This is a genomic window from Vibrio sp. B172a, from assembly GCF_030248355.1.
Lineage (GTDB): Bacteria > Pseudomonadota > Gammaproteobacteria > Enterobacterales > Vibrionaceae > Vibrio > Vibrio owensii.
Map to the genome: position 1 here is coordinate 25,398 of NZ_JAHGAC010000010.1, position 22,118 is coordinate 47,515.

Here is a 22,118-nt window from a genome sequence, read left to right on the forward strand (position 1 = left end):
ACCAATATCTATTTTAAAAATTCATCTTATCCTTCTTTTCTAAATATTTCGCTTCAGAACGTGACGTATGTCTCTAATCAAAATAACCAGTGTAAAGTGAAAAAGTTTAATATTATGTAGTTGAGTTGTTATAAATAGGTAAAGCATTATTTGTGACATTTTATGACTTAAAGTCATTAAAGAACCCTTCATATAATAGCTATTATTTATCTGATCGATAAAAAAATTTTTGAAATGTAATCTCTAGTTTTTCTTTCTAATTATATGACCCATTCAAATCAATAAGGAAGTCATATGAATAAGCATGTTTTGCTTGCAACTTTTGCTACAACAATATCATTTCAATCATTAGCTTTAGATCTGCCTGACATTCCATTCCCTGCTCCCGGATCTGATGAAATATTGTTCGTTGTAAGAGATGTCACGGACTCAGTACATGTAGAAGTTGATGATTTTTGGAGTAATCGTACGGTAAAAAGAGTACCTTTTAGTTCGGTAAGGAAGCAGTCAATAATGTCGACTGGAGGGGAAAAGTGGTTGTCAGCGTTTATGACTGTAAGTGTAAATGGAACGGACTATACAATGGGGGCGATTTCTGGTTATAAAAATTTCTCATCGGTGGTATACACCAATATCTCTAAAGGTTCAGTCGATAAGGACTTTTCTTCTGTCTCTAGGTTTGTTGGGAAACAGACTAGTACCCCCAATTATACAGTGATTGATGAAACCCCAGACTACTTTGTTTCTTCCGAAACTTTCGATAGTGGTTCTGGTACTGTTGTCGTCTTATGTGTTTCCGATAGGACTACTCTTAGTGACTGCTTAACGCAGCACTAATCTATATTAATGATCCTAACTTAAAGAGCGACTTTTCGCTCTTTAAGTTAGATGACAGGTCAATAAGTTGAGTTAATCGCTTTCATAAATGTAACCCACTGTTTTTTGTGTGTTGCATAGGTTTTTTTTTAGAAAATAATTGTCATATACATTAAGGGCTATTGTATAGTTTCGATAGGCTGGTTAGTGGAGAGGAATTGTCTGGATCTATTTTCAGATACACTACAATGCCTAAAAGGAATATATCTATCATTAACGGAAATTAATATCCAAAAGGATTGCTTCATGAATAAAAAAATATTGTCATCCCTTGTAATAATTGCATCAGCATCAGCATCAGCATCAGTATTTGCATCAGCATCCGCGTCACAATTGCATCCGGTTCCTGTGTCACAATCACAACCGAATAGTGACGAGATGTTTTACATCGCTAGATCTGAAGCTGATAATGTTGTCGCGTTTGATAATAATGAACAATTAGCTCAAGATATGATTGCTACTGTTGAGTTAGCATCACAATTAATGCAATCAGAACGCCCAACTGCTAAAATGCAAGCGACAGTAGTGCTGAATGATTACATTAATACTAGCCAACAGTTGTTTGTATCTGAACGAGCGTTTTCTAATAACAACTTAGGTCGAGAATGTAGCTTATCTATCGATGCTGCAAGGATCAATATGAATGGTGCAATAAGTTCTATTAGCAGTTATGCTAAAGCGATTGCTAACGCCGGCGTTATATCCCCTGAAGTTATAAACTATCATTATACAAACGTTGCCCTTCAAACTATTATGGGGTCAGCAGTGACTGCATTGACTGCAAACCAAATCGCCATGACGGTTGGCGCGTGTAATGAAGACTCGTTGCAAGCAATGGAATATCTAACACTTATCAACTCGATTGCAAATAGCATTTACGGACTAACTAGTAAACCAGTTTTGAATAGTATTTAGTAGTGATTATAAGATATAAATTAAGGATTAATGCCTAGATAAATTGTATTTTTAATCTAAATACAAATATAAAATTCATATCTTTTCAGATATTTTGGCAGGGTTAATATAAGTATTATACGCTTGCTGATAGAGTTAATACGCGGTTCGATATAACAGTTGGATCGCGTAGTTGTTATTAAAAAGTTTTATTTTATTTAAGTTGAATCTTAAACGTTAAGTGAAGAATTTCTATATACATCTAATTATTACCTTTAGAAATTAAAGTAAATTTTTCTTCCATTGGCGAATATTCGCGTTGTTCGTTGTCCTTGAAAAAAGAGTGAATCGTACTTAATATATTTCCCTCTTACTCTTCGATCTTCTAACCCGATGGAGTAAACGGTTTCATTGCTAATTTGTGCTGTATCTTATATTAAACCCCCTTTAAACTAGTGGGAAAAGGCTATCTTTTCAGGGGTAACCACAAAACTACACCTATCGATTTTATGTCTTCTATTGTATTGAATAGTTGAATTCTTCCTGCGGTTGGGTGTTTGTGCGGAAATTAACTAGCTTGTGGCTTTCATCATGTTTGCTGATTTCAATACCTCAGTTATGACCGCTTGGTTTTTGTCAACGAGAGTTCGAAGAGTTTGTGTTGAAAATCAGCACGAGTATTAGCTACTTTTTCATTGCATATTTGCGTTGCATTTAACCTTTCTCAATGTATGAGGCGGCGCCGTATCACCCACAAGAATAGAATCTCAAAGGCCCTAAGCGTTCAGCCTTAGCCAATGCTCCTCAAATCAGAACTAGATTTATGATGAAAAAAGCCAAAGTAATATCCTAGAAAACAATGCCGTCCACCTTAGAAGAACGGCATTAGAGTCGAAGCCCTTTTTATTGTTGAGCTGATTATATCTGTTTAATGACCGTGATTAACTTTCGTGTCGTAAAACTTTTGCTAGTAAGGATAGCGCCGTCGCAAGCAATACTATGTCTTTTAAGAGAAATTGGCCAGGAACAACAGAGATTGCAGGGAAGCCTCCTAAGCTTGCTTCGCTGACGGGCGCGGTAAATAGAAAGCTTGTTGTAACTGCAAAGATAACCGTTGCGCTAGCAGCTCCGACTAGTGCAAACATGCGATGCACTGGTGAGAGCAACAAAACAACCGCGGTGGTGACTTCAACCAAACCGATAAGGTTAGAAGCACCTTGCAAGCTGAAGATACTGTACAACCAACTAGTCAGAGGGCTTGATTCTACAAGACCTTGGATTGCATTTGCTTCGTAGCTGGTAAACTTCATTGCTCCGATCCATGCTAGGACGATGATGATAGAAAAACGTACTGCTTGGTTAGAAATGTTGGTCAGTGACAGTGTACCTGCTACTCGATGATCGACGGTATTATTGAGAGTTGTCATGGTGTTGCTCCTTATCATTTTTTTCGTTGTTTGACGATATGCTGATGCCTTGGTGCTTTAATATCTGTTCAAAATCACCATTTCTGATGCTGGCTACTAAATCATCATTTCCGCCAACATGGTGGTCACCGACAAAAAGCTGTGGAACAGTTAGTTGTTGGCTGCGATTCTTCATCTCGTTTAGTCGTGTTGGGTTATCACTGACTTCAATTTCTCGATACATTAAACCCAAATGCTTTAAAGTGTGCTTTGCGGCGATGCAATGAGGGCAGTAGTGTTTGGTATAGATTTCGATTTTTGCCATGGTGTTTCTCCGCTTGTTGTCTATGTGGCTAATTTAACTGTTGCGGTGCATACTATCTATGCATGATAGTATTTAATTAATACATAGATCGTCTAATTAGGGATGAATAAATATGGAAGTTATGAGCGACATGCTGCGCGCCATTCGTGTAGCCGGCAGTGTCTACTTTTGCAGTCAAGTGGAAGCTCCGTGGAGTAAAACCTTTAGTGACCTAGATCATGCCAGTTTTCATTTGATTCGCCGCGGTGGTTGTTGGGCGATTATTGATGGTCAGGTCGAACGATTGGACGCGGGAGATTTGATCTTCTTAGGTCCAGGACAAGACCATGAATTGTCGAGTCAATCTCCGGATAGAGACCAGTCACACTTAAAAGAACCAACGCTTTTACTTTGTGGTTCTTTTAGTTATACACAAACAGTGACGACGCCGATATTGGAGATATTTCCTCGGGTGTCGATAGTGCGTGATAAAGACTTAGCGCAATATTCTTGGTTGCGAAGCACTTTTGACCAATTGAGTTCAGAGTACCTATCTCAAGGGCCAGGTTCGGAGTTGATCGTCAATAAGCTGACCGAAATTATCTTGGTCGAACTGATCCGAATTAATTTTGGGAGAGAGCAAAAAATCCCATTTTTAGAAGCGTTGAACGACAAACGTATTTCTCGAGCTCTGAAACTGTTGCATGACCATCCTGACAAGAGTTGGACGTTGGAGTTGGTTGCAGGCGAGATTGGTATGTCGCGCGCTGCGTTTGCTAGCCGCTTTTCAACTTTAGTTGGACAACCGATGTTTGAATACTTAACTATTCTAAGGATGGGAAGGGCGCAAGAACTCTTGCGTGAATCGTTGTTGTCGATTGATGGAGTGGCTGAGCGAGTTGGCTATGGATCGGAGCGCGCTTTTACACTGACCTTTAAAAAGTATACAGGCACAACCCCCAAGCGTTTCAGATCGCAACGATAACTCGGTATTGCTCTATATACAGATAATAACAAGGTTTTTTGTAAAGTTTTCATTAGACGCTGGCACGCTGAATTCCAAACTCAATTATGCTGTGATTGCGTAAAAGCTCTCTCAAACTGGCAAACTTAAATCGCCAACTTCTCCCCGTTTTATTGGAACAAGCCTTCTGGTGCGACATGGTAGCAGTAGCACCCTCTGCCGATTTTCATCTCTGTACCTGAACGATCTTTTGTTTAATTAGTCGATGACTTTGCCCGACGATATTATTGAGGTATTAAAGGTGGTTGGACGGTCGCCTCTGTTTATCGAAGCGGCGTAAGCCTCGATACTATCGATCAACGGCTAACGAAATTAGAAGCATCGACTAATAGGGGGAGGGGGGGATCGCTGTCGTCGGCGACATGCGCTCTATTACTAAAATCGAGTCGGCTTACATTGCCTCTTACAGGTGTTTAACTTGTTGGTAGTCCCTACCACCACTAATACTTATGCTGCTAAACGTAACCCTTCGATGTGGATATTGTTAGCGGCATTCAAATCCCTGTCGTTTACAGAACCGCAATCGCATCGCCATTCACGAATAGCAAGCGACCACTTGTCGTGATACACAACGCCACAACAAGCACACAACTTAGAGCTTGGGAACCACTGGTCAATCTTAGACACGGTTCGATTATACCAAGCAGCTTTGTATTCAAGCGGCCTGACGATTTCGCCAAAGTTTGTATCACTAATAGCTTTTGCTAGTTTTTGTTTTTAAACATGTTTTTAACTGGCAATAACTCGGTACAGATCACTTGGTTTTCGTTTATCTGTTTTGTTGTCATTTTATGCGTGAAATCAACATGGCAATGTGTAATCTTCTCGTGGATCTTTGTCACGATGAGGCGTTGTATATTGAAATTATTAGAACCTTTCACTTTCTTTGAAAGTTTACGTTGCGCTTTAGCAAGCTTCTTCTCGTACTGCTTGGTGTATTTGGGATTGTTTAACACCACACCATCCGAACAAGCAGTAAGTGATTTGACCACCGTAAACACCAACGGTCTTGCTCACCATTGATAACGGTTGAATTTCGGTTTCGACAAGCCTCGAAATGAAGTAAAAGCGTTAATCAATAATGTTGTCAATTCATTAATGAATGATTAACGGAAAGGACCGAACGTTTACACGTTCAGTCCTTTTTAAACCCGATAAAATACTCGCTTAGATTCCATCGCTAAGTGAATCAATATCTATTGGACTATTTTGTGGTTTATTCAAATTAAGTTCACTCAGCATGCTAAGTCCTTTTGAAGTAATACCACCATCATACACTTTCGTTCCATCTGGATTAGTTGTTGAGATCTCGCCCACATTCCAAGCCGTAAAGAAGTCACTCAAGTCATAACCGGACACGTACGAACTACATACCATCATAAGATCACCATTTGATAGGCCAGTATCCAGAGAACTGCAGTAGTTAATCCCATTATTGTCACCTTGATTATCGCCTCGAGCTTTTCGATGCATCAGTTTGAACATATTCCAACCTTCATCAGTACCGTAAATGTCGGGCTTAACGTCACCATTGTTATACCAATCATCAATTTTAAAATGAGATTTTGCCCACAATTTAAGTTGGCCAAACATCACCAAACGCATACCAGCGTCACCGTGAGACCAAGCATGACCTGAGTTCTCTTCAAGCCATAATGGTGCTTTTTGAATATCGAAAATAATGCGATCCATTCGAGGATGGTCATTACGTCCTTCTAGTTCCTGCATATAGAGCGCTAACAAGTTGTTCGTCACTTCTGTACTGCCTGGGGCATTGAATGGTGCTGATGCTAGGTTATGTCCCACTTCATGCCACAACAACCAATCATTCACAGCATTCGTTGGAACATTGGTACTAGCTGCATTGAAACTTGAGTTCATCACTGGATAACCGGAGTGTGCAGCACCTATAGAAATCTGGACATCATTAACAAAACGATGACGGTATGCTTTAAGCTCTGCATAGGTAAAACGACGGTGGTTTCCATCTTCAATTTTTTCATCACGACCATAGAAATCACTGGCAGCGTCAGCAAAACGATTCATATCCAATGCAAATTTATTTAAGTCAATGGACTTAATATTATTCACGGGTGTCGTGTAAATGAATGAACCAGTATCAACCTCCGCAATTGGTGCCGTTGATGACTCAGGGCTATGACGCCACTGTCCCTCGGTCCACCATGCCGCAACCTCTACTCCTTCAAGGTTGAATATCACCTCGCCAAGATCTCGTTCTTTAGGTTTGATATAAATTAAACCACCATAAGGCGCTTTAAATGTCTGACGTACGCCGTCGTAGTCATAATGCATTTCCATGCGAGGAGGGCGTTTCAAGCTCACTTCATGGTTTGGTTTCCCCGTCAAATCATCGGCCATCATCACCGTAATGGAAGCTCTTACTCCGCCAGTCACTGTGACTTCTTGCAGTTGAGGAGCCCAATATCCAGTTGATTGGTTATTACCTGCAGAGTATGTAACCCCTTTACCATTAGTTTGAATGTTCACCATACCATTAGTGATCACACCAGTTGTTCGTCCTGGATATGAAGTGGTATCAACCGTGATATCATGATCCCAAAATGAACGACCTAACATGATTCGCGTTAACGGTTTCTCCATGTAATTCAGTGGATAACTTGGGTTCATTTGCCCTTTAAGTTCTCCTTCCCCATGGATCATGTCATTAGTCACAAGAGACACTTTCAAATCAAGCGGACATTTTGCCGCTTCGTTATCATCTTGGTGTTGATCATCTGTGTAACAGTTTAAGAATTGAACCGCTTGCTGAAAACCAAGTTCATCTTGTACCCCCTCTTCATAGCGGTAAGGGTTATCATTCCACATCCAAATGGATAAGTTGTCATAGGTTTGATTGAGCTCCGCTGCAGACAAACGAACACCTTGTTTACCTTTGGTGCGATAGTAAAGCTCATGGTTATACAGAGAGGTAAAATTTGAGCCAAGATTTGCTGCTTTAACCATACTTTCTATGACGTCTTTACTTACCTCATAACGATCAAAGTCCGGACGATGGTAAGCGCCACGAACCGTATATCCGTGGCCTTGACGTGTTTCGATACAGTTAAACTCATACTCGTAAGCATTATTGCATACAGGAGTACCAACAAATGCCGCTTCAAGCTCAGCTATAGCTGCTTTTCGCTCTTCTAGAGAACTAACAAAAATGCGTGCTTGTTTGGTCTGCATTATTGGTTTCCCTTGAGCATCAAGTTCAGGAATTCCCTCTGCCGTTAATTTGGGAACTTCATAAGTAGGGATCTCAAATTTTATTTTCGTCTCATCTTTGATCCATTCAACAGAGCCATCTTGGTTTACGGTGAACGGTTGCTTTCCATCATTATCTTGGAAACGCTCTAACACGACCATCTCTAAACCACCTTTCACATGCAAGTTTGGCGAAGGGGATTGACAATAGTACGAGCTTCCACAGAATGCTTGGTCGGTTGGGGTTACATTTTGTCCACCAACTGATATCCCGGCAGCATCGGCCAAGCGACCAATAGGCTCAGGGTTAACTGATTGAATAGCATCCATAAATAGAATGTTACCACCATCGTTAACATATTGGATCAATGCTGTAATATCATCTTGGGTCAAGTTCGGGTTATCTAAGTCAGCAACAAACTGATTAGTCATGCCATCTTGAACCAGTTTTGGTGGGTAGGCTTGAAGGATAAGAATAGGAGTGTCAGAGGCTGAAATCGCACTAAAACTGCCTTTCGTTACGCTCGTTACCTGCCCAAAACCAAACGATGGGTCAATAAAGAAATCATAAGCCATACCTAATGCTGAATTGTGCTGAGCAAAATACGCCTTATCGATATTGGTCGCAACATTCATTCTTTCCGTTGGTTTATTCTCGACAAACCATTGGAACATATTCGCAAAAAACTGCTTCATGCTGCCATGATCATCATGCCGTGGGTTTTCGACTGTAGTCGAGGTACATGTTTTAGCCGCACTGTCTATTCGAACAGATCGGTTATTCCAGTAATTATCTGGGCATGAAAGAATGCTTGGGTACATTCCATTCCCCATCATTACAATTTTACCTCGCCCAATCTCTCCTGCTGTAACAAACGGGAAGCCAAACGTGGCATTGTCTTTATTCACCGTTGGGATCGCTGGCATATCAATATCTGGCCACTGAGCAATATATGGCCGCCCTTCGCGAGTCCACGCTTGTTGTCCACCAAAGTCAATTTCTCGGTTAATGTCTTTTCTAGGCATCATCACAGGAAAAGCTCGGTTGGAGAGATTTAACGCTCGCATGCCACGCGTATAACCAGTAGCACCATAAAAAGCACCATTGTCATTAAACACATGGAATGTATTCACATTTTGGAAAATGGCGTTAAGTGATTCGGTAACATATTGACTACTGTCTAAAGACAACTCTTGAGGTTGTCGCCATAAATGATTGAATGCTTCAGGTTGACGTAACAATTGGTCAATCTCAGCTACCAGTCCTTGATTAAACTGTGCTTCAAACTCATTGGGTAAACTAAAATCTGCCCCTGGCAATTTACCACCATTAGGAAGAGCAAGATTAATTAAGCCATTAATCGCATTCGGGTACATTGCAAATGTATCGTGAATGTTTTTGGTAATTTCAAACTTACCATCGGAACGACCAGCATAACGTTCAACGAGTGATTGAATGTTCGATTTAATCACTTCATTATCAGTAACATCTGTTAGTTTGTAATTCACTTGATTGCCAGTAACCTGACCAAATTCAAAGGTATCGATACCAAAGGTTAAAATATCTCCCCAACGATATTCAAACTCGCCATTACTATCGGTTAAACCTGTTGCATTGACAGAGAAATAATTCACACCTATAAGCGGTTTTCCGTTTGCATCGGTTAACTGGCTTCGAGTTAAAACTTGACCTTCAGCACTTGGCTTATAAGCTAAGCTAGCTTCTGCGGTAGATGAAATAAAATGGCTGTTAATATCATTACTACCTCCTGATACTGCTGGCACTAAGTTTGGGTCACGATGAGAACTTGGGGCTTTTCCAACATCATCGGTCGCCTCTTCTCGTTTTGCCTGCAGATATTGTTCAACAGCACTATTATTGTGAAGCTGATTAAACACTTCTGATATATCGAAGCTATCAATTTCGTGTAGACAAATCTGCTGACCACCTGAACATGCGGAAATCGTCTCTAGCACTTTCGTTGCGTTGTTCCCATGTAACTCCGTAAGATCAAAAGCAATGTCGTGAGATTCACTTTTGTATAAACGAGAGACACCTTGAACTTCCTGATTAAAATGCCCCAGTTCTACAGAACCTAGAGTACAAATAAACGGTTCATTTCCATCCACTGGAAAGATCGCACTTTCAGCAAGCGAGTAACCATTACAAACTACGTCACCCGAAATGATTTTTCCTGATGATTTTAATGTAGCGTTATAGTGTGGGACGATAAAATCATCGTCTGGTGATGCACATTCTGGGTCGGTACTACCTTCACCGCATGAAGCCGTTGGTAATTCTACCGTCAACTTAATAGGCGTCATCGCAGTCAAAAAGCCATCAGATACTTTAACATCGAAAGTATGCTCACCTTCATGTGCTGACATCGGATTAATTTTAAGTAACCCGGAAGAGGTTACCGAGACAAAGCTCGGAGCATTACTTGTTGAATACGTTAATTTATCGCCATCTTTATCGGCGCCTTTAATTTGAAAAGAGGTTGGTGTGCCCGCAATCACGAGCATCGGACCGATCGCTTCGATCGTTGGCTGATGATTAACAATATCGGGATCAACGGGAGTCATTGGTACACTCACCTTAAGTTGAACTCGACGCTCAATATCAAACGTGCCATCGGACACCACCACAGAAAACACATGCGTTCCTGCATGGTCATTGCTATCTGCACGAACCGTGATCAAGCCTTTTTTGTCAATAGACACAAACTCAGGTTCTGAAGCTAGACTATATTGTAATGCGTCATTATTACTGTCCGTTGCTTTTACTTGATAAGTTAGTGCTTTATTGACAACAGCAGAAAGGTTTGGAATAGCTTCAACAACTGGTGCATGATTTGTTGCATCTGGGTCGACGGGCGTCATCGCCAACTTAACAATAACTTGTAATCGTGATGAGACTTTAAACTCTCCATCACTAACCACCACAATCACATTGTGTGTTCCCACATCTGCTTTTTTAGGGGAAAATGTCATTAATCCATTCGCATCAATCGACACCCAAGATGGCGCATTCTCCAGTGAAAAAATGAGCGGATCATCGTTATAGTCTATCGCTTTAACCTGATATGTTTTTCCTGTATCAGCCATGGCCGATATCTGTGAAGTTAGCTCCACTACAGGGGCAAAATTAGGCGCAAAGTCTTCATCATTGTCACACTCTGGGTCTGTACTACCTTCGGGACATGATGCGGTAGGTTCAGCAAGAACCGTGAGATTAACTGATGCCTCAACACTCACAATTCCATCGGAAACCACCACCATAAATGAATGCGTTCCTTGATGTTCTTGTGTTGGTTTAAGTGTTAACAACCCAGAGCTACTGATTGTCACAAAATCCGGCGATTTTAGCAGTGAATAGTTCAGCTCATCGTTATCTTTGTCACTTGCTTTCAACTGATAAGTAGTTATACGGTCAATGTTAGCCGTTAATTTTGGGATAGACTCGACAGAGGGAGTATGGTTACTCGGAGGAGTCACGGGTAAGGGGGGTGAACTGAGTGTTGTCTCAAAACAGCCAGAAAGAGTTAACGAGATAATACCCGTCAGTAAAAGCTTTTGCATAAATGTATCTGATTTCCATTGTAAATATTTACAATAGGTATTGTTTCATCAATCAGTCATTTGCATTTACAATATTGCTTGTCGTAAAGAACAATAATTTTTATCTGATTATTCTAAATCACTCCAGTAGCGTGTATGAAGCACCAAACAATGCAACTATGGAAAGTAAGGAAACAAGTCTAAGAAGAAAACATATTGTGTGAATGGCGATATGTTCATCTAGAGGAATTGGTCAAATCACCAAGTATAGTGAGAATGGAAGTCTGATTTTTGAAAGAAAAGAGTCGTGGCTAAGCATGAACCATATTAAGGTCGATCATGTTAGCTCAGACATCCCCCGTCTGGTTAACACACAAAGAACTACGATGAAACCGACGCCACTCTCTCGCGTCGGTTTTTTTGTTTTTGTGCGTCTCTTTCTCGTTTCTTTTGCTTCTTATTATCTGAATGATTTATTGCGTGTGGGGCGTATATATTGATGATTCAATTAGGATAAAAACACTAAGTATTTGGTCGCTTCACCTAAAGTCTATTACCGATAATTTGCGTAAACTGTGTTCATCTGTTTATTGAGAATATTGAGATGCATCGTAAATTCGTCGAACCGCAGAAGAAACCAATAAAGCAGACCTCTGCTGGCTACAGCCCCATCATTGAAGATAACCCCATTGTTCCTATCGAGCCTACCCAACCGACAGAAAACACACCGGCCTTCGCTTATGCGGTGGACTTTGCTTGTGAGCGAGGGCTGTTTAAAAGTGCGGTGAAGCCGTCTTTGGTATGCGCTTTAGCCAAGACCAAAGAAGAAGATGCGATATCTCAATGGCGGGAGGTCGCCGATGGTGTGCATACGCGCAGCATCGCTTCGGCGAAACCTTAGCCGACATTAGGCAGCAGCAGGGTGTTTCTCTTGATACACTACAGGTATATTATTCAGGCGCATCGCTTGAAAGGCGTTTTCTCTGGTGTGGTAAGTTCCACGTGGTTTCATTGAATAGCCGCTTTGAGACTGCGCCTGACTTAAATGCATCAAAGCACATAAAGTTTGTTGTTTGCAAAGTTTAGTCCGGCTTAAAATTGTCGCTCGGTGCCTCACGACTAACAAACTGTTTAAGAGGGATCCGCAACGCGTGGCATTTTTACTATGCGTTGGTTTTAGTGTTTAAGGTGGTATGCGGCAGCTTCGATATTGCGTTGCTCACACCTTAACAGGGCGTTAGAAGTTTTAGGAACAAATATGGGAAGTAGGAGAGAACTAGGTAGTATCGCAAGCGGTATTATTGGTTCGTTTCGGAGTAGAAACAATGATGTCGATGGTTATTGGGGTATCGGTAAGCTATACCTGTTCGTAGATCATCTTCAAAGCAAGTGTGTTTCTATAGACCTTTGCTCCCAAAAGGTTGCTCCATATTACCCCCACTTTGACCTCATGGCTGAGCGCTATTCAAAGATGTTTCAAGGGTTACTTGTAAAACATTCAATCCCTTTTGAATGGGTTAGTTCAGCATACGTTTACGTTGAATTTGAATCAGAATATGAAGAGCGTCACCATAATTGGCGGAGTGCATTGGGAAATCCGTGCAATCTCGTATGTGTAGTTATAGATGACAATGGCAAAAGTCATGTTGCGCGTGCGTACACAAACTGTTTTCCACATGATGCGAGAAGGGAAAGTCGGAGTACTAGGTGAGCAAACTTCTAACAAATTGTTCAAGAGTGACTCGGCACGTGTGGCATTTTTACTATGCGTTAGTTTTAGTGGTTAAGGTGGTATGCGGAAGCTTAGGTATTGCGTGTCTCACCCTTAACAAGGCGTTAGCTTTAAAAAGGGTACGTATGTTCCTATTCGAAATTAATGATTCAAAAATGTCATATAGCTTTAAAGCATCGGTATTAAGTGTCTGTATTGCCTTTGGTTTTGCGTGTTTGTATCATTTTTTAGTTGGTTTTCCCGAACAAGCGCCTAATGAGGATTTATCGTTTTCCTTTTTTGATGCGTTCGGTTTGATTCTATTCGCTCCATTTGTAGAAACGATACTAATAGTCCTACTCATATGGATAGCTCAGAAGTTCATGCAAAATATACTATTGGTTGCTTTTTTGGTCGCCTTGTCTATTTCAGTTCTGCACTCTTTAAGCCATCCACTGTGGGGCTTGTTCACGTTTGCCCCGTTTGTAGTCTTTTGTCTTGGTTTTCAGGTGTGGCAAAAAGTATCTACATCTGAGGGTGCAAAAGTCACTTTCCTAACTCATGCCTTTCATAATAGTTATGTGTTAATTCTGGTGGGGCTATCAGGTTAAAGCTAACAATTTAAGAGTGATTCCCCACGCTTGGCATTTCTGTTTTGGGGCAGATTTAGTGTTTTTGGCGTCCAAGTTGAGTGCTGTGGTTGCGTAGCTCACACCTTAATTGGGCGTTATGTTTTCGGAGGGAATATGAGCAGTTATAAGAAGCTATTCGAGTGTGTGAGACCTGATTTTATTTGTAATCTCACAGCGACTCGGACCGAAGAACAAGGAGTTATGAAGCTTACTCTTCGAAGTGAACACGAAAATGTTGAACTCTATGGATTTGAAGACTTGGCTGATTCAGTTAGTGATTTATTATCGTCTGAACGTATAACTATCTCAAAAGAACTAGGTACTTATAAAGAGTTTGGCACAATACGAATTGAGTGTTGGGTAAACGAAAGTTACTCAGAGCGTTGGTGTGATCGCGCGCATGTAGAACAAACATAACAAATTGCTTAAGAGTGATTCGCAACGCGTGGCATTTTTACTGTGCGTTGGTTTAAGTGATTAAGGTGGTATGCAGCGGCTTTGGTATTGCGTTGCTCACACCTTAACAGGGCGTTAGGCGCTAGAAAAGTTTCAAATTATTTTACGGGTTCAAAAATGAATAAAAATATAGTGATTGAAGATCATGTTGTACCTCAACTATTCACTACAGCCATAGAGGCTTACGAGTTTGAACATAAGGCGCATAAAAATGGTAAATCGCATAAAAACTTGGAGACCTTCGGGTTGTTATGGGGTTATTCGATTCCTCAAAAAGGAAATTTACCCGCTCGGGTAGTAGCTACAATGGCTACAGTGGAGACATCAGCTTTAAGGCATCAGGATTGGGTTCAGCCTGATTTAAATTCAATAATCGCGAAAAAACGCTTTTTCGAAAAATATTGGCCAAATATCGAGTTAGTAGGGACGTTCCACTCTCACCCATATGCTAACTTGACGGAGGTAAACGAAGTGAAAGGCTGGCGAGCATCTCCAGGAGATGAAGGGTTTTGGCCTTGGTTCCATGAATTTGTGTCACCTGAACAACCTTTGTTGGCTCACTTGATTGTTACGATTACTCAACTTGAAAAAAAAGGTTGGGCATATCCGGATCGACTTAAAGGAAAAGAAGAGCTTAAAGGATATGTGCTCTCGGCCGAAGACAGGAAGCTCTGGTTGCGCTCATACGCCACTGAGTTACATATGTCTGATAACGATGAAGAAAATTTTGAATATGCAGATGATTTGCAATTAGAAATTCCTTCGCTCCAAAATAGGTTCTGGTAAAGCGCCATACAAGGCATTTAAGAGTGAATCCCTTTAGTGCTAATCGTTGGGTTTTGTGTTTAAGGTGTTATGGTTAGGTTCAGTGGCAACGTTGCTCATACTTTAATGCGACGTTATACGTTTCTGAGGAATTATGGATAAAGTCGAATTTGTTAAAGCCATCAAAGAAGTTGTTGAGTCTTCTTCGGTAGAAAATATGATTGAAAACTTATCGGAACCACCTGGTAGATCTCCCGATAGGCGTTTACTCGAACAATCGAATTGGTTTAAGTCATTGCCCCCAAGTGAGCAGGCGTTGGTTCAGGGTCTTATCGAGGATGCTGTCAAAGAGTCGGTTTTCGGTATGCTGTGTGTGCTTGATGGTGTCAGACCAATAGGTAGTAGCGACGACAATTCGATGAATATCCAGTTGACCATCGGAGACTCACTGATAAATGACACTGAATCAGAGTGCCTGCATGACATCTACCAAAACGCTTAGTATCAAGTTTGAAGTGAGTAGCTGCTCATAAATATACTCCGTTGGAGTCTTGTAACCAAGCCTTTGGCGAGGTCTGTTATTCAGTTTATATGCTATCTGGCTGCACAGTCTTTGTGTCACATGAGCCATTGAGGTTTTCTTAGGTAAATATTGGCGTATGAGTCCATTTGTATTCTCATTGGTTCCTCGTTCCCAAGAGTGGTAGGGCGTTGCGAAGTAAAACAAGCATTTATGCTTGTTTTCTATCTCCTGATATTAATTGAATTCTGTACCATTATCAGCAGTAATAGTTCTAAATGGTAAGTTTGAACGCGTAACGATTTCTGTCATTCTCGCGTTGAGTGATGCAGTTGTTCGGTCATCTAACTGTCCGATATAGGTGTAGCCGGTCATTCTGTCAACGAGAGTGGCAATGCAGTGCTTAGTTCCACGACCGAGGATGGTATCTATTTCCCAATGTCCAGGTTCTAGGCGTAACTCAGCTTGTTTTGGTCGTTCTGTTATGTGCCTTTTAGTGGCAATTCTCCCCCTGTTATCTTTGGCGTTGTAGCGTTTACGTCTCTTTTTTTGGTGATTGACGTAAATGTTTCCAGAGCATGCTTCCGTTGGCTTTATCGGTCCAAATGTGCTGGTAAATAAGCTTATGGCTCATCACTGGATAGCCATGCAAACGGCAATACCCAACGATTTGGTCAGGACTCCAATTGAGCCTCATAAGCGCGTCAATAATTTTGAAATCGTACTTGGTATAGCGCTTGTTACGCCGTGACCGGCTCAACCTGTTTCTAGCTCTTTAGCGATGTTGACGACACTAATGCCTTGCTTTCTAAGTGCGGACATCATATACCTTTCATTCTCAGTGAGGTGTGTGTAATTCATGGTTTTTCACTTCTTGGCGGGAGTAAAACTTATGAATAGCACATCTCACTGTTTTAAATTTCAGGGGTGTCGCACTTCGTACTTGAATCCAAGCCATATAACAATCTGTTTAAGAGGGATTCGCAACGCGTGGCATTTTCACTATGCGTTGGCTTTAGTGTTTAAGGTGGTATACGGCGGCTTTGGTAGTGCGTTGCTCACACCTTAACAGGGCGTTATACCGCAATCAATCAGCTAACCTTTTCATGGCTTTACGGTAAACATCGCTACGTTCGCGTTTTCCGACTGCTAAGACGGTTACAATGATGACATCGTCTTCAACTTTGTAGACTAGACGGTAGCCCGATTGACGCAACTTAATTTTATACATGTTGTCAGCTCCAGAGAGCTTTGAAGCGGGAACATGTGGGTTATCTAAGCGTTCTATCAGCTTTTTCTTAAATTGTTGTTGCAGAGTACAGCCAAGCTTTTTCCACTCTTTGAGTGCGCTCTTTTTAAAGTCGAGTTTATAGGTCATCAATATTTACCGAAATGCTCTCTTCAGATTCACGCTCTTTAGCGATAGCTAGTAGTTCAAGATCTTCGAGTCTGTCCATCATCATTTCGTACGCTTCGGCAGGTACGCAATAAAATGCTGGCTCATTTCGGTTTAATACAGCAACAGGTTCGCCATAAGCACTAGTTGCAACTTTCATAGGGTTAGCTTTCAACTCGGTAATGCTTGCAGCCACATCGGCTAAAATTCTAGTGGTCATATAATCGGTCTCTTAAGTGGTCTTTATGTTGGTCATTTTAGCCTCAACCAAGCGGTATAACAAGTTGCTTAAGAGTGATTCACAACGCTGACACTTTTACTACGCGTCGGTTTATGGCGTAGGCTAAGGTATTACGTTGCTCACACCTTAGCACGGCGTTAGCTTTCAAGGAGGAAAATTGAGCGCAAGTGACTATATCAAAGAGGTTCGTTCTAAGATTGGAACGATGCCACTTCTTATCCCCCGCGTTGCGGGTGTCATTTTAAACGAAAACAAAGAGCTACTACTTCAGCAAAAAATCAGATGGCACATGGAGCCTTCCAGCCGGAATGATTGAACCTCAAGAGTCGCCAGTGCAAGCATTGCTTAGGGAAGTTCGCGAGGAAACAGGTTTGGCGATAAAAGTAGATCGCCTACTTGGTGTATTCGGCGGTGAGGGTTTTGGTTTTACATACCCAAATGGTGATCAATTTGAATACACAGTTATCATGTTCAAATGTGTAGTAGAAAGTTGTTCTCAATTCACACTCCTAGCACACCACACATCATCCTCTCGTCTTATTCAAATAGTGGACACTTAGATAACTGTAATCGTTAATCTCGACTTTAAGTATGTCAGAAGCATCGTATTTGTTCGGAAGTGAGACTAAAACTTGGTTGTTGTTAGTTGTGTGATTCGTAGTCTTACTTGGTGCGTATTCATGAAAAGCCGATGTCTGGCCATATGCAAGGTTTGCAACGGCAGCAAGTGCAAGTATTAGGCATTTATATTTCATCTTTTAGTTGTTCTCTCTTGAATGTTTATTGATATCTTTTGTGTTTTTGTTTGCGGGGATTTTCATTAAAAATATATAAGATCAATTGCACATGCAGAACCTGCTGAATAGATCACAGGCTTCTCTTTTCGACTTTTGTATCAGTATCGAGAGTTTTGGTTAGAAGTGGGTTACGGGCGTCACGTATATCTGGGTGAAGAGCCGTTGGCTCTTCTTGGCAACAGTGATGGACCTGCATTCAAGGCGCATCGTGGGTTGGTCGTTAGGGACAACGATTACCGTCGAGCTCATCACCAATGCCCTAAAAATGGCGCTTGAGTCACGTAAGTCGCCTAAGGGCGTCATTATCCACTCAGACCGTGGTATACAATACAGGGCATATAAATATCAAGACTTCATGCGCAAGCATGGAGGTGTACCGAGCATGAGTCGACAGGGTAACTGTTGGGATAATGCGGTGATGGAGTCGTTCTACAGCCGACTGAAAGTCGAGCTTATATATGCAGAAGACAATCAAACTGTCGAAGAAGCTCAAATGGGCATCTTCGAATACATCGAGGTATTTTTCAATCGCAGAAGAAGACACTCTGCGTTGGGGCATGTCAGCCCAGTTGAGTACGAAAGTATGTAGTTATGTACTGTCTACTTTTTGTGGGGTACACCAAGCTCAAAGGAGTATCAAATTGGCGGAATTAGAAAACAGCAAAGTTAAAGAGTTGTTAAGGAGAACTAAACTTACGACTAAATCTAGGTATAGAGCAAGCGAAAGACTATCTACTCATCAGAAAGTGTCGCAGTGGACAGTAGCCTTTATTTCGGCTGCATTGGTTTTTATACCTCTGTTTCAAGCATATGGCGTCGAACTCACTATTTCCGATCAACTTTTAAATAGCTTTCAAGCCATACTTGCAGTAATGGTGCTTGTATATTCTTTGCTACTTGGTCAAGAGAACTTTGTTTCCCGAGCCGAAGCGATGCATCGGAATGGTGTGGAACTTGGAAAATTCGCACGTAAGCTAAGGGGCTTGCCTGAAGACTATGACGCATACGATGAACTTGTAGAAGAATACTACGACATCCTAGAAAAATACGAAAATCATAAGCCAGTGGATTATCTCTTTACTAGGCTACATTACAAACCAGAAAAATGGCAGGATTGGCCAGAGTATCTTTGGTTATATGTCAGGGCTCAGTTTTTCATGTGGTTGGGGTATACGCATTACATTGTGGCTATATCGTTTGTAACCTATGTTTTTTATTATCTATTTTCGAACATCAAATGAGCTATAACAAAGCATTTAAGAGTGATACCCAACGCTTGACATTTTTAGTTCAAGGTTGGGTTTCGTGTTTACGGCGCAATGGTCTGGTTATGTGGTAGCGTTGCTCACTTATATGGTCTCCCCCGGTTTTGCAAGTCAGCAGCGTGATTAAAAGTGCAGGTTAACTACCATATATACGGCCTGTTTTAGCGGCTATTGCCTTGGCCAAGATGAGGTAGTCGAATACGCAGTCCTGATCAACTTATCGACTTTAAAAGCCAATGTGAGCATAAGGTTTTCAACGTGTAGGATTTATCCTGTTATTCATCTCTCTACGTACTTTGCAAAGGGGCGGTTTTAAGCGTTGAATTTTGGTCTGATTGCGATTCAAGGTTTCACTTTCCAGAAGCAAGCTTAACCGTTCCTCGAAGTTCAGCTCTGCGTAGGTGGTCAGTTGCCTTTCATGATTATTATTGAGTCGATTCTTGATGAAGGTGTCATTGGGTTTTGTCAGCATCAGTGTATCTCACCATGAACTCTATTCAGGTTGAGTGATCCCAGACAGGAACAATAAGACTGTTCAGGATGAGGCTTAGAGTTCAGTATCTTATGGACGATTTCTCGTGTGGCAGGGCTGAGTAAGCGTCTAGGTGACCTCAACGCCGGTTAAAGCCTCAAAGGCAAACAATGTTGTTAATCTTAGGAGGACATTTTAAAGTAGCTAAAACCGGACATTACAACTTTGCGCCTACATGCTATGTCAATCCCATTTTAAAATGTCCTCTTTTCTCCCAAGTAGAAATGTCCCTTTATGAGAGAATATAAACAAGGATAGTGAGTTACTTGGTATGACTTGCTTTGAATTCGACGCTCAAAACTTACTGGATTGAAGACATACAGCGACATTTGTCCTGAGTGCAAGCAAAATTATGAATTTATAGTGTTTTTCGATTCTGATAATTGTCGTTATGAGTATTGTAGTCAATGTAGTTGGCATGAACTAACTGACCCTGATGATTAGTGTGCTATCTGTGATTATTCCGACGAAAACCACTCCTACAAGAGTGGTTTTGTCATATATGGGAAAGACATTAATCCTAAAGCCGTTAGGTCTCAATGATCAACGTGAAAGTCTTTTTATATTTCCGTTAAAAACACACGGCATGCGCTAATCTAGAGCACTCAGTAATTGTTACTCGACCGATAGTACTCGTTGGAAACCCAAGTCGCCAAGCATTATATAAAATCTGATTAATAGTCGCCCCTCTAGCCTCGTTTAGAACTCGAATAGCTAAACCGTTTGCATCTTCTCGCGTCAATGGAACAACATTGTTATTTTCATCAATGACCGCTAAAACTTTCGAGATTCTAAGTTCTGTTGTGTTATGAATAAGGCTAGTTTCAAATATAACTCTTCCGCCATTAGCAAAGTTGAGAGTAATTACAGGGGTATAAGCGGTTCCGACATTGAAATTTGACGTAACGGTAACAAGTGCCAGTGAAAACCTAGTTATTTGACCATCCAACGAGGCGTTATAGAAGTCTTGAATGTCAGCAACACAATACCCACACCCAACCATATGCCAAGGGTCAGAGATAACTGATGGGGGAATAGTGATATCTAGGGATGCTTTTTGTAACTCACTTGTAGCTAAATGAACCTCTTTAACCTTCTCAATAATGTCATCTGGAGTCTTAATCGCTTGTTTTTCAATATTAAAAACCCACTGCCCCCAAGCTTTCCTCTGCCTTTTAAACAATAAATAAGACTCTACAGAGCCTGATTTATAATCCAGTGCATGTATTACTTTTGGTCGACCCATCTCTGCATACTCATCACTGATATTTTTTAACCCCCAAGATGTAATGGTGTCTGACATTTCAGTAGCATTACAACCATGACAAGTTAAGTAATTTTCATCTTGATTAGCTAAAGATTGGAAAGAACTAAGCGCTGTAATTATTCCAAACAGAAACAATATTTTTTTCATAATTTTAGGTCCTAAATTCAAAGTACTTTCATTGAATGCGAATGAATATTATTACCAAAAGAGGGTTTTGTAAAATATCCTTTTTTACAAAGTCTTACAGAACGCCATGAACTATAAATAAGCTACCTGCTTCATCTCTATACTGCAGTTTTTGGTGCGTACAACGAGGGTTACGGTAAATATAACTATCTAAACAAATCAATAGAGCGGGAGTAAATAGGGGTAACCAATGGATAGTGATTTAGCTTTAGTAAAGCAATTCAACGAAAAGTCAAAGAAACAAGCAACGATCTATGCCAGAAAATATCACTATGACTGCGATGGAGAGTTTTCCGTCAATTTCTATCAAATGAGTTCAGGTTTAGACGACTCGACCGGAGCTTGCCAGTTAAAATACTTAGGTTGCTTTAATGGTGGGCACGCCCTTAGCCAGAGGGCTCTAGGTTTTGATTTTTCCAATAATGAAGTAACTGTACCTGGTTACCCAATGTCTAGAGATTCCATCTCTGTCGATCAATTCAGAGTTGAGTTCAAGTCGTCTCACATCGTCAAAGATCTTTACGAATCCCTTATTCAATACCCGAGATACTGGGAATCAGACTTTGAAAAGATTAAGGCCGACTACCCTGAACAGGCCAGAGAAATCATAGAACTCCTCGACCAAAGAATATCCTACCTAGCCAGCATTCAATCCTCGAAAGACTATAAATCCTCATGGGTTTACTATCAATTTATAGGTAAGCTAGATGCTTTAACCAGCGCAATAAACGGCAGAATCCTTAAAGGAACTCGTTACTTTTATAGCCCTGAGGTGTACTTCAATAAATATTCTTCTCGATTGGTATCGCTATCAGCAAGAGAAAAAGCAGAACTTCACCGCAGATGGAACCGTTGAGATTGAACAGTAGAAACAGGGGAGGTGAGCGTTGTTGTCAATCCCATTTTAAAATGTCCTCTTTTTTCCCAAGTAGAAATGTCCCCTTTGGGAGAAAAGAATCAAGGGTAGTGGGTTACTTGGTATGACTTGCTTTGAATTGTTCGGGCTTCTCTAAAACTGGATTTAATGTGTGTAACTGCTCATTCATTGCTTGTCTTT

At 40.9% G+C, this 22,118-nt stretch carries 18 protein-coding genes and 3 pseudogenes; 12 read left to right on the plus strand and 9 right to left on the minus strand.

What is annotated here, in order from left to right; genetic code table 11:
• The first annotated feature begins 294 nt into the window (after positions 1-294).
• On the plus strand, positions 295-837 hold the full coding sequence (locus tag KIT90_RS13180) for a thermostable direct hemolysin-family toxin (RefSeq protein WP_285377046.1): 543 nt from the start codon (positions 295-297) through the stop codon (positions 835-837).
• A gap of 285 nt (positions 838-1,122) precedes the next feature.
• On the plus strand, positions 1,123-1,791 hold the full coding sequence (locus tag KIT90_RS13185; protein WP_285377047.1) for a hypothetical protein: 669 nt from the start codon (positions 1,123-1,125) through the stop codon (positions 1,789-1,791).
• 920 nt (positions 1,792-2,711) lie between these two features.
• Here KIT90_RS13185 and KIT90_RS13190 read toward each other — a convergent pair.
• Both KIT90_RS13190 and grxC read right to left on the minus strand, forming a co-directional pair.
• The gene (locus tag KIT90_RS13190; RefSeq protein ID WP_285377048.1) at positions 2,712-3,197 is read right to left on the minus strand and encodes a YkgB family protein; all 486 of its coding nucleotides are present in this window, start codon (positions 3,195-3,197) and stop codon (positions 2,712-2,714) included.
• Complete coding sequence (gene grxC / locus KIT90_RS13195) at positions 3,181-3,501, minus strand: glutaredoxin 3 (RefSeq protein ID WP_285377049.1); 321 nt, start codon at positions 3,499-3,501, stop codon at positions 3,181-3,183. The genes KIT90_RS13190 and grxC overlap by 17 nt, the downstream gene beginning before the upstream one ends.
• Positions 3,502-3,613: 112 nt before the next feature.
• Here grxC and KIT90_RS13200 point away from each other — a divergent pair, with 112 nt between their 5' ends.
• Positions 3,614-4,465: an AraC family transcriptional regulator gene (locus KIT90_RS13200; RefSeq protein WP_285377050.1), complete on the plus strand. Its 852-nt coding sequence runs from the start codon at positions 3,614-3,616 to the stop codon at positions 4,463-4,465.
• A gap of 486 nt (positions 4,466-4,951) precedes the next feature.
• Here the strand turns inward: KIT90_RS13200 and KIT90_RS13205 are convergent, their stop codons facing one another.
• From KIT90_RS13205 to KIT90_RS13215, 3 genes are all read right to left on the minus strand, one after another.
• Positions 4,952-5,200, minus strand: coding sequence for a zinc ribbon domain-containing protein (locus KIT90_RS13205; protein ID WP_373417686.1), 249 nt, complete (start codon positions 5,198-5,200; stop codon positions 4,952-4,954).
• An 8-nt stretch (positions 5,201-5,208) separates the two neighbouring features.
• Positions 5,209-5,496: a transposase gene (locus KIT90_RS13210; protein ID WP_285377051.1), complete on the minus strand. Its 288-nt coding sequence runs from the start codon at positions 5,494-5,496 to the stop codon at positions 5,209-5,211.
• Positions 5,497-5,671: 175 nt separating this feature from the next.
• Positions 5,672-11,191 (minus strand): SslE/AcfD family lipoprotein zinc metalloprotease, encoded by a 5,520-nt coding sequence (locus tag KIT90_RS13215; RefSeq protein ID WP_373417687.1) that lies wholly within the window; start codon positions 11,189-11,191, stop codon positions 5,672-5,674.
• Positions 11,192-11,897: 706 nt separating this feature from the next.
• On the opposite strand from KIT90_RS13215, the gene KIT90_RS13220 reads away from it, so the two are divergent.
• The 5 genes from KIT90_RS13220 to KIT90_RS13240 all read left to right on the plus strand — a co-directional run bounded on the left by KIT90_RS13220 (position 11,898) and on the right by KIT90_RS13240 (position 15,359).
• Entirely contained in the window at positions 11,898-12,194 is a 297-nt protein-coding gene (locus KIT90_RS13220; protein WP_285377052.1) for a hypothetical protein, read from the plus strand.
• Between the two features lie 357 nt (positions 12,195-12,551).
• Positions 12,552-13,004 (plus strand): hypothetical protein, encoded by a 453-nt coding sequence (locus KIT90_RS27925; protein ID WP_373417685.1) that lies wholly within the window; start codon positions 12,552-12,554, stop codon positions 13,002-13,004.
• Entirely contained in the window at positions 13,001-13,615 is a 615-nt protein-coding gene (locus KIT90_RS27825; RefSeq protein ID WP_306310050.1) for a hypothetical protein, read from the plus strand. Before KIT90_RS27925 ends, KIT90_RS27825 begins: the two co-directional genes overlap by 4 nt.
• 594 nt (positions 13,616-14,209) lie before the next feature.
• Entirely contained in the window at positions 14,210-14,878 is a 669-nt protein-coding gene (locus KIT90_RS13235; RefSeq protein WP_285377053.1) for a hypothetical protein, read from the plus strand.
• Positions 14,879-15,011: 133 nt separating this feature from the next.
• Positions 15,012-15,359, plus strand: a complete 348-nt coding sequence (locus KIT90_RS13240) for a hypothetical protein (RefSeq protein WP_285377054.1) — start codon at positions 15,012-15,014, stop codon at positions 15,357-15,359.
• Here KIT90_RS13240 and KIT90_RS13245 read toward each other — a convergent pair.
• The 3 genes and pseudogenes from KIT90_RS13245 to KIT90_RS13260 all read right to left on the minus strand — a co-directional run bounded on the left by KIT90_RS13245 (position 15,324) and on the right by KIT90_RS13260 (position 16,993).
• Positions 15,324-16,238, minus strand: a pseudogene (locus KIT90_RS13245) (IS30 family transposase). The gene KIT90_RS13240 and the pseudogene KIT90_RS13245 overlap by 36 nt on opposite strands.
• Before the next feature lie 226 nt (positions 16,239-16,464).
• Positions 16,465-16,755, minus strand: coding sequence for a type II toxin-antitoxin system RelE/ParE family toxin (locus KIT90_RS13255; RefSeq protein ID WP_285377055.1), 291 nt, complete (start codon positions 16,753-16,755; stop codon positions 16,465-16,467).
• The gene (locus KIT90_RS13260) at positions 16,745-16,993 is read right to left on the minus strand and encodes a type II toxin-antitoxin system Phd/YefM family antitoxin (protein ID WP_005377003.1); all 249 of its coding nucleotides are present in this window, start codon (positions 16,991-16,993) and stop codon (positions 16,745-16,747) included. The genes KIT90_RS13255 and KIT90_RS13260 overlap by 11 nt, the downstream gene beginning before the upstream one ends.
• Before the next feature lie 178 nt (positions 16,994-17,171).
• On the opposite strand from KIT90_RS13260, the pseudogene KIT90_RS13265 reads away from it, so the two are divergent.
• The 3 genes and pseudogenes from KIT90_RS13265 to KIT90_RS13275 all read left to right on the plus strand — a co-directional run.
• Positions 17,172-17,523, plus strand: a pseudogene (locus KIT90_RS13265) (NUDIX domain-containing protein); the annotation flags it as partial.
• 421 nt (positions 17,524-17,944) lie between these two features.
• Positions 17,945-18,400 (plus strand): annotated as a pseudogene (locus tag KIT90_RS13270) (IS3 family transposase); the annotation flags it as partial.
• 52 nt (positions 18,401-18,452) lie between these two features.
• On the plus strand, positions 18,453-19,052 hold the full coding sequence (locus KIT90_RS13275; RefSeq protein ID WP_285377056.1) for an SLATT domain-containing protein: 600 nt from the start codon (positions 18,453-18,455) through the stop codon (positions 19,050-19,052).
• A gap of 1,127 nt (positions 19,053-20,179) precedes the next feature.
• Here KIT90_RS13275 and KIT90_RS13290 read toward each other — a convergent pair.
• Positions 20,180-21,022, minus strand: coding sequence for a hypothetical protein (locus KIT90_RS13290; protein ID WP_285377057.1), 843 nt, complete (start codon positions 21,020-21,022; stop codon positions 20,180-20,182).
• A 229-nt stretch (positions 21,023-21,251) separates the two neighbouring features.
• Between KIT90_RS13290 and KIT90_RS13295 the strand changes: the two genes are divergently transcribed.
• Positions 21,252-21,917 carry a hypothetical protein gene (locus tag KIT90_RS13295; RefSeq protein ID WP_285377058.1) on the plus strand — a complete coding sequence of 222 codons (666 nt, stop codon included), beginning with the start codon at positions 21,252-21,254 and terminating at the stop codon, positions 21,915-21,917.
• Positions 21,918-22,118: the final 201 nt, after the last annotated feature.

Excerpts from the sequence above, each read along its gene's own strand:
- KIT90_RS13180 (WP_285377046.1), top strand. The coding sequence starts at position 295 with ATGAATAAGCATGTTTTGCTTGCAACTTTTGCTACAACAATATCATTT.
- KIT90_RS13185 (WP_285377047.1), top strand. The coding sequence starts at position 1,123 with ATGAATAAAAAAATATTGTCATCCCTTGTAATAATTGCATCAGCATCA.
- KIT90_RS13190 (WP_285377048.1), bottom strand. The coding sequence starts at position 3,197 with ATGACAACTCTCAATAATACCGTCGATCATCGAGTAGCAGGTACACTG.
- grxC (WP_285377049.1), bottom strand. The coding sequence starts at position 3,501 with ATGGCAAAAATCGAAATCTATACCAAACACTACTGCCCTCATTGCATC.
- KIT90_RS13200 (WP_285377050.1), top strand. The coding sequence starts at position 3,614 with ATGGAAGTTATGAGCGACATGCTGCGCGCCATTCGTGTAGCCGGCAGT.
- KIT90_RS13220 (WP_285377052.1), top strand. The coding sequence starts at position 11,898 with ATGCATCGTAAATTCGTCGAACCGCAGAAGAAACCAATAAAGCAGACC.
- KIT90_RS27925 (WP_373417685.1), top strand. The coding sequence starts at position 12,552 with ATGGGAAGTAGGAGAGAACTAGGTAGTATCGCAAGCGGTATTATTGGT.
- KIT90_RS13235 (WP_285377053.1), top strand. The coding sequence starts at position 14,210 with ATGAATAAAAATATAGTGATTGAAGATCATGTTGTACCTCAACTATTC.
- KIT90_RS13240 (WP_285377054.1), top strand. The coding sequence starts at position 15,012 with ATGGATAAAGTCGAATTTGTTAAAGCCATCAAAGAAGTTGTTGAGTCT.
- KIT90_RS13255 (WP_285377055.1), bottom strand. The coding sequence starts at position 16,755 with ATGACCTATAAACTCGACTTTAAAAAGAGCGCACTCAAAGAGTGGAAA.
- KIT90_RS13260 (WP_005377003.1), bottom strand. The coding sequence starts at position 16,993 with ATGACCACTAGAATTTTAGCCGATGTGGCTGCAAGCATTACCGAGTTG.
- KIT90_RS13290 (WP_285377057.1), bottom strand. The coding sequence starts at position 21,022 with ATGAAAAAAATATTGTTTCTGTTTGGAATAATTACAGCGCTTAGTTCT.
- KIT90_RS13295 (WP_285377058.1), top strand. The coding sequence starts at position 21,252 with ATGGATAGTGATTTAGCTTTAGTAAAGCAATTCAACGAAAAGTCAAAG.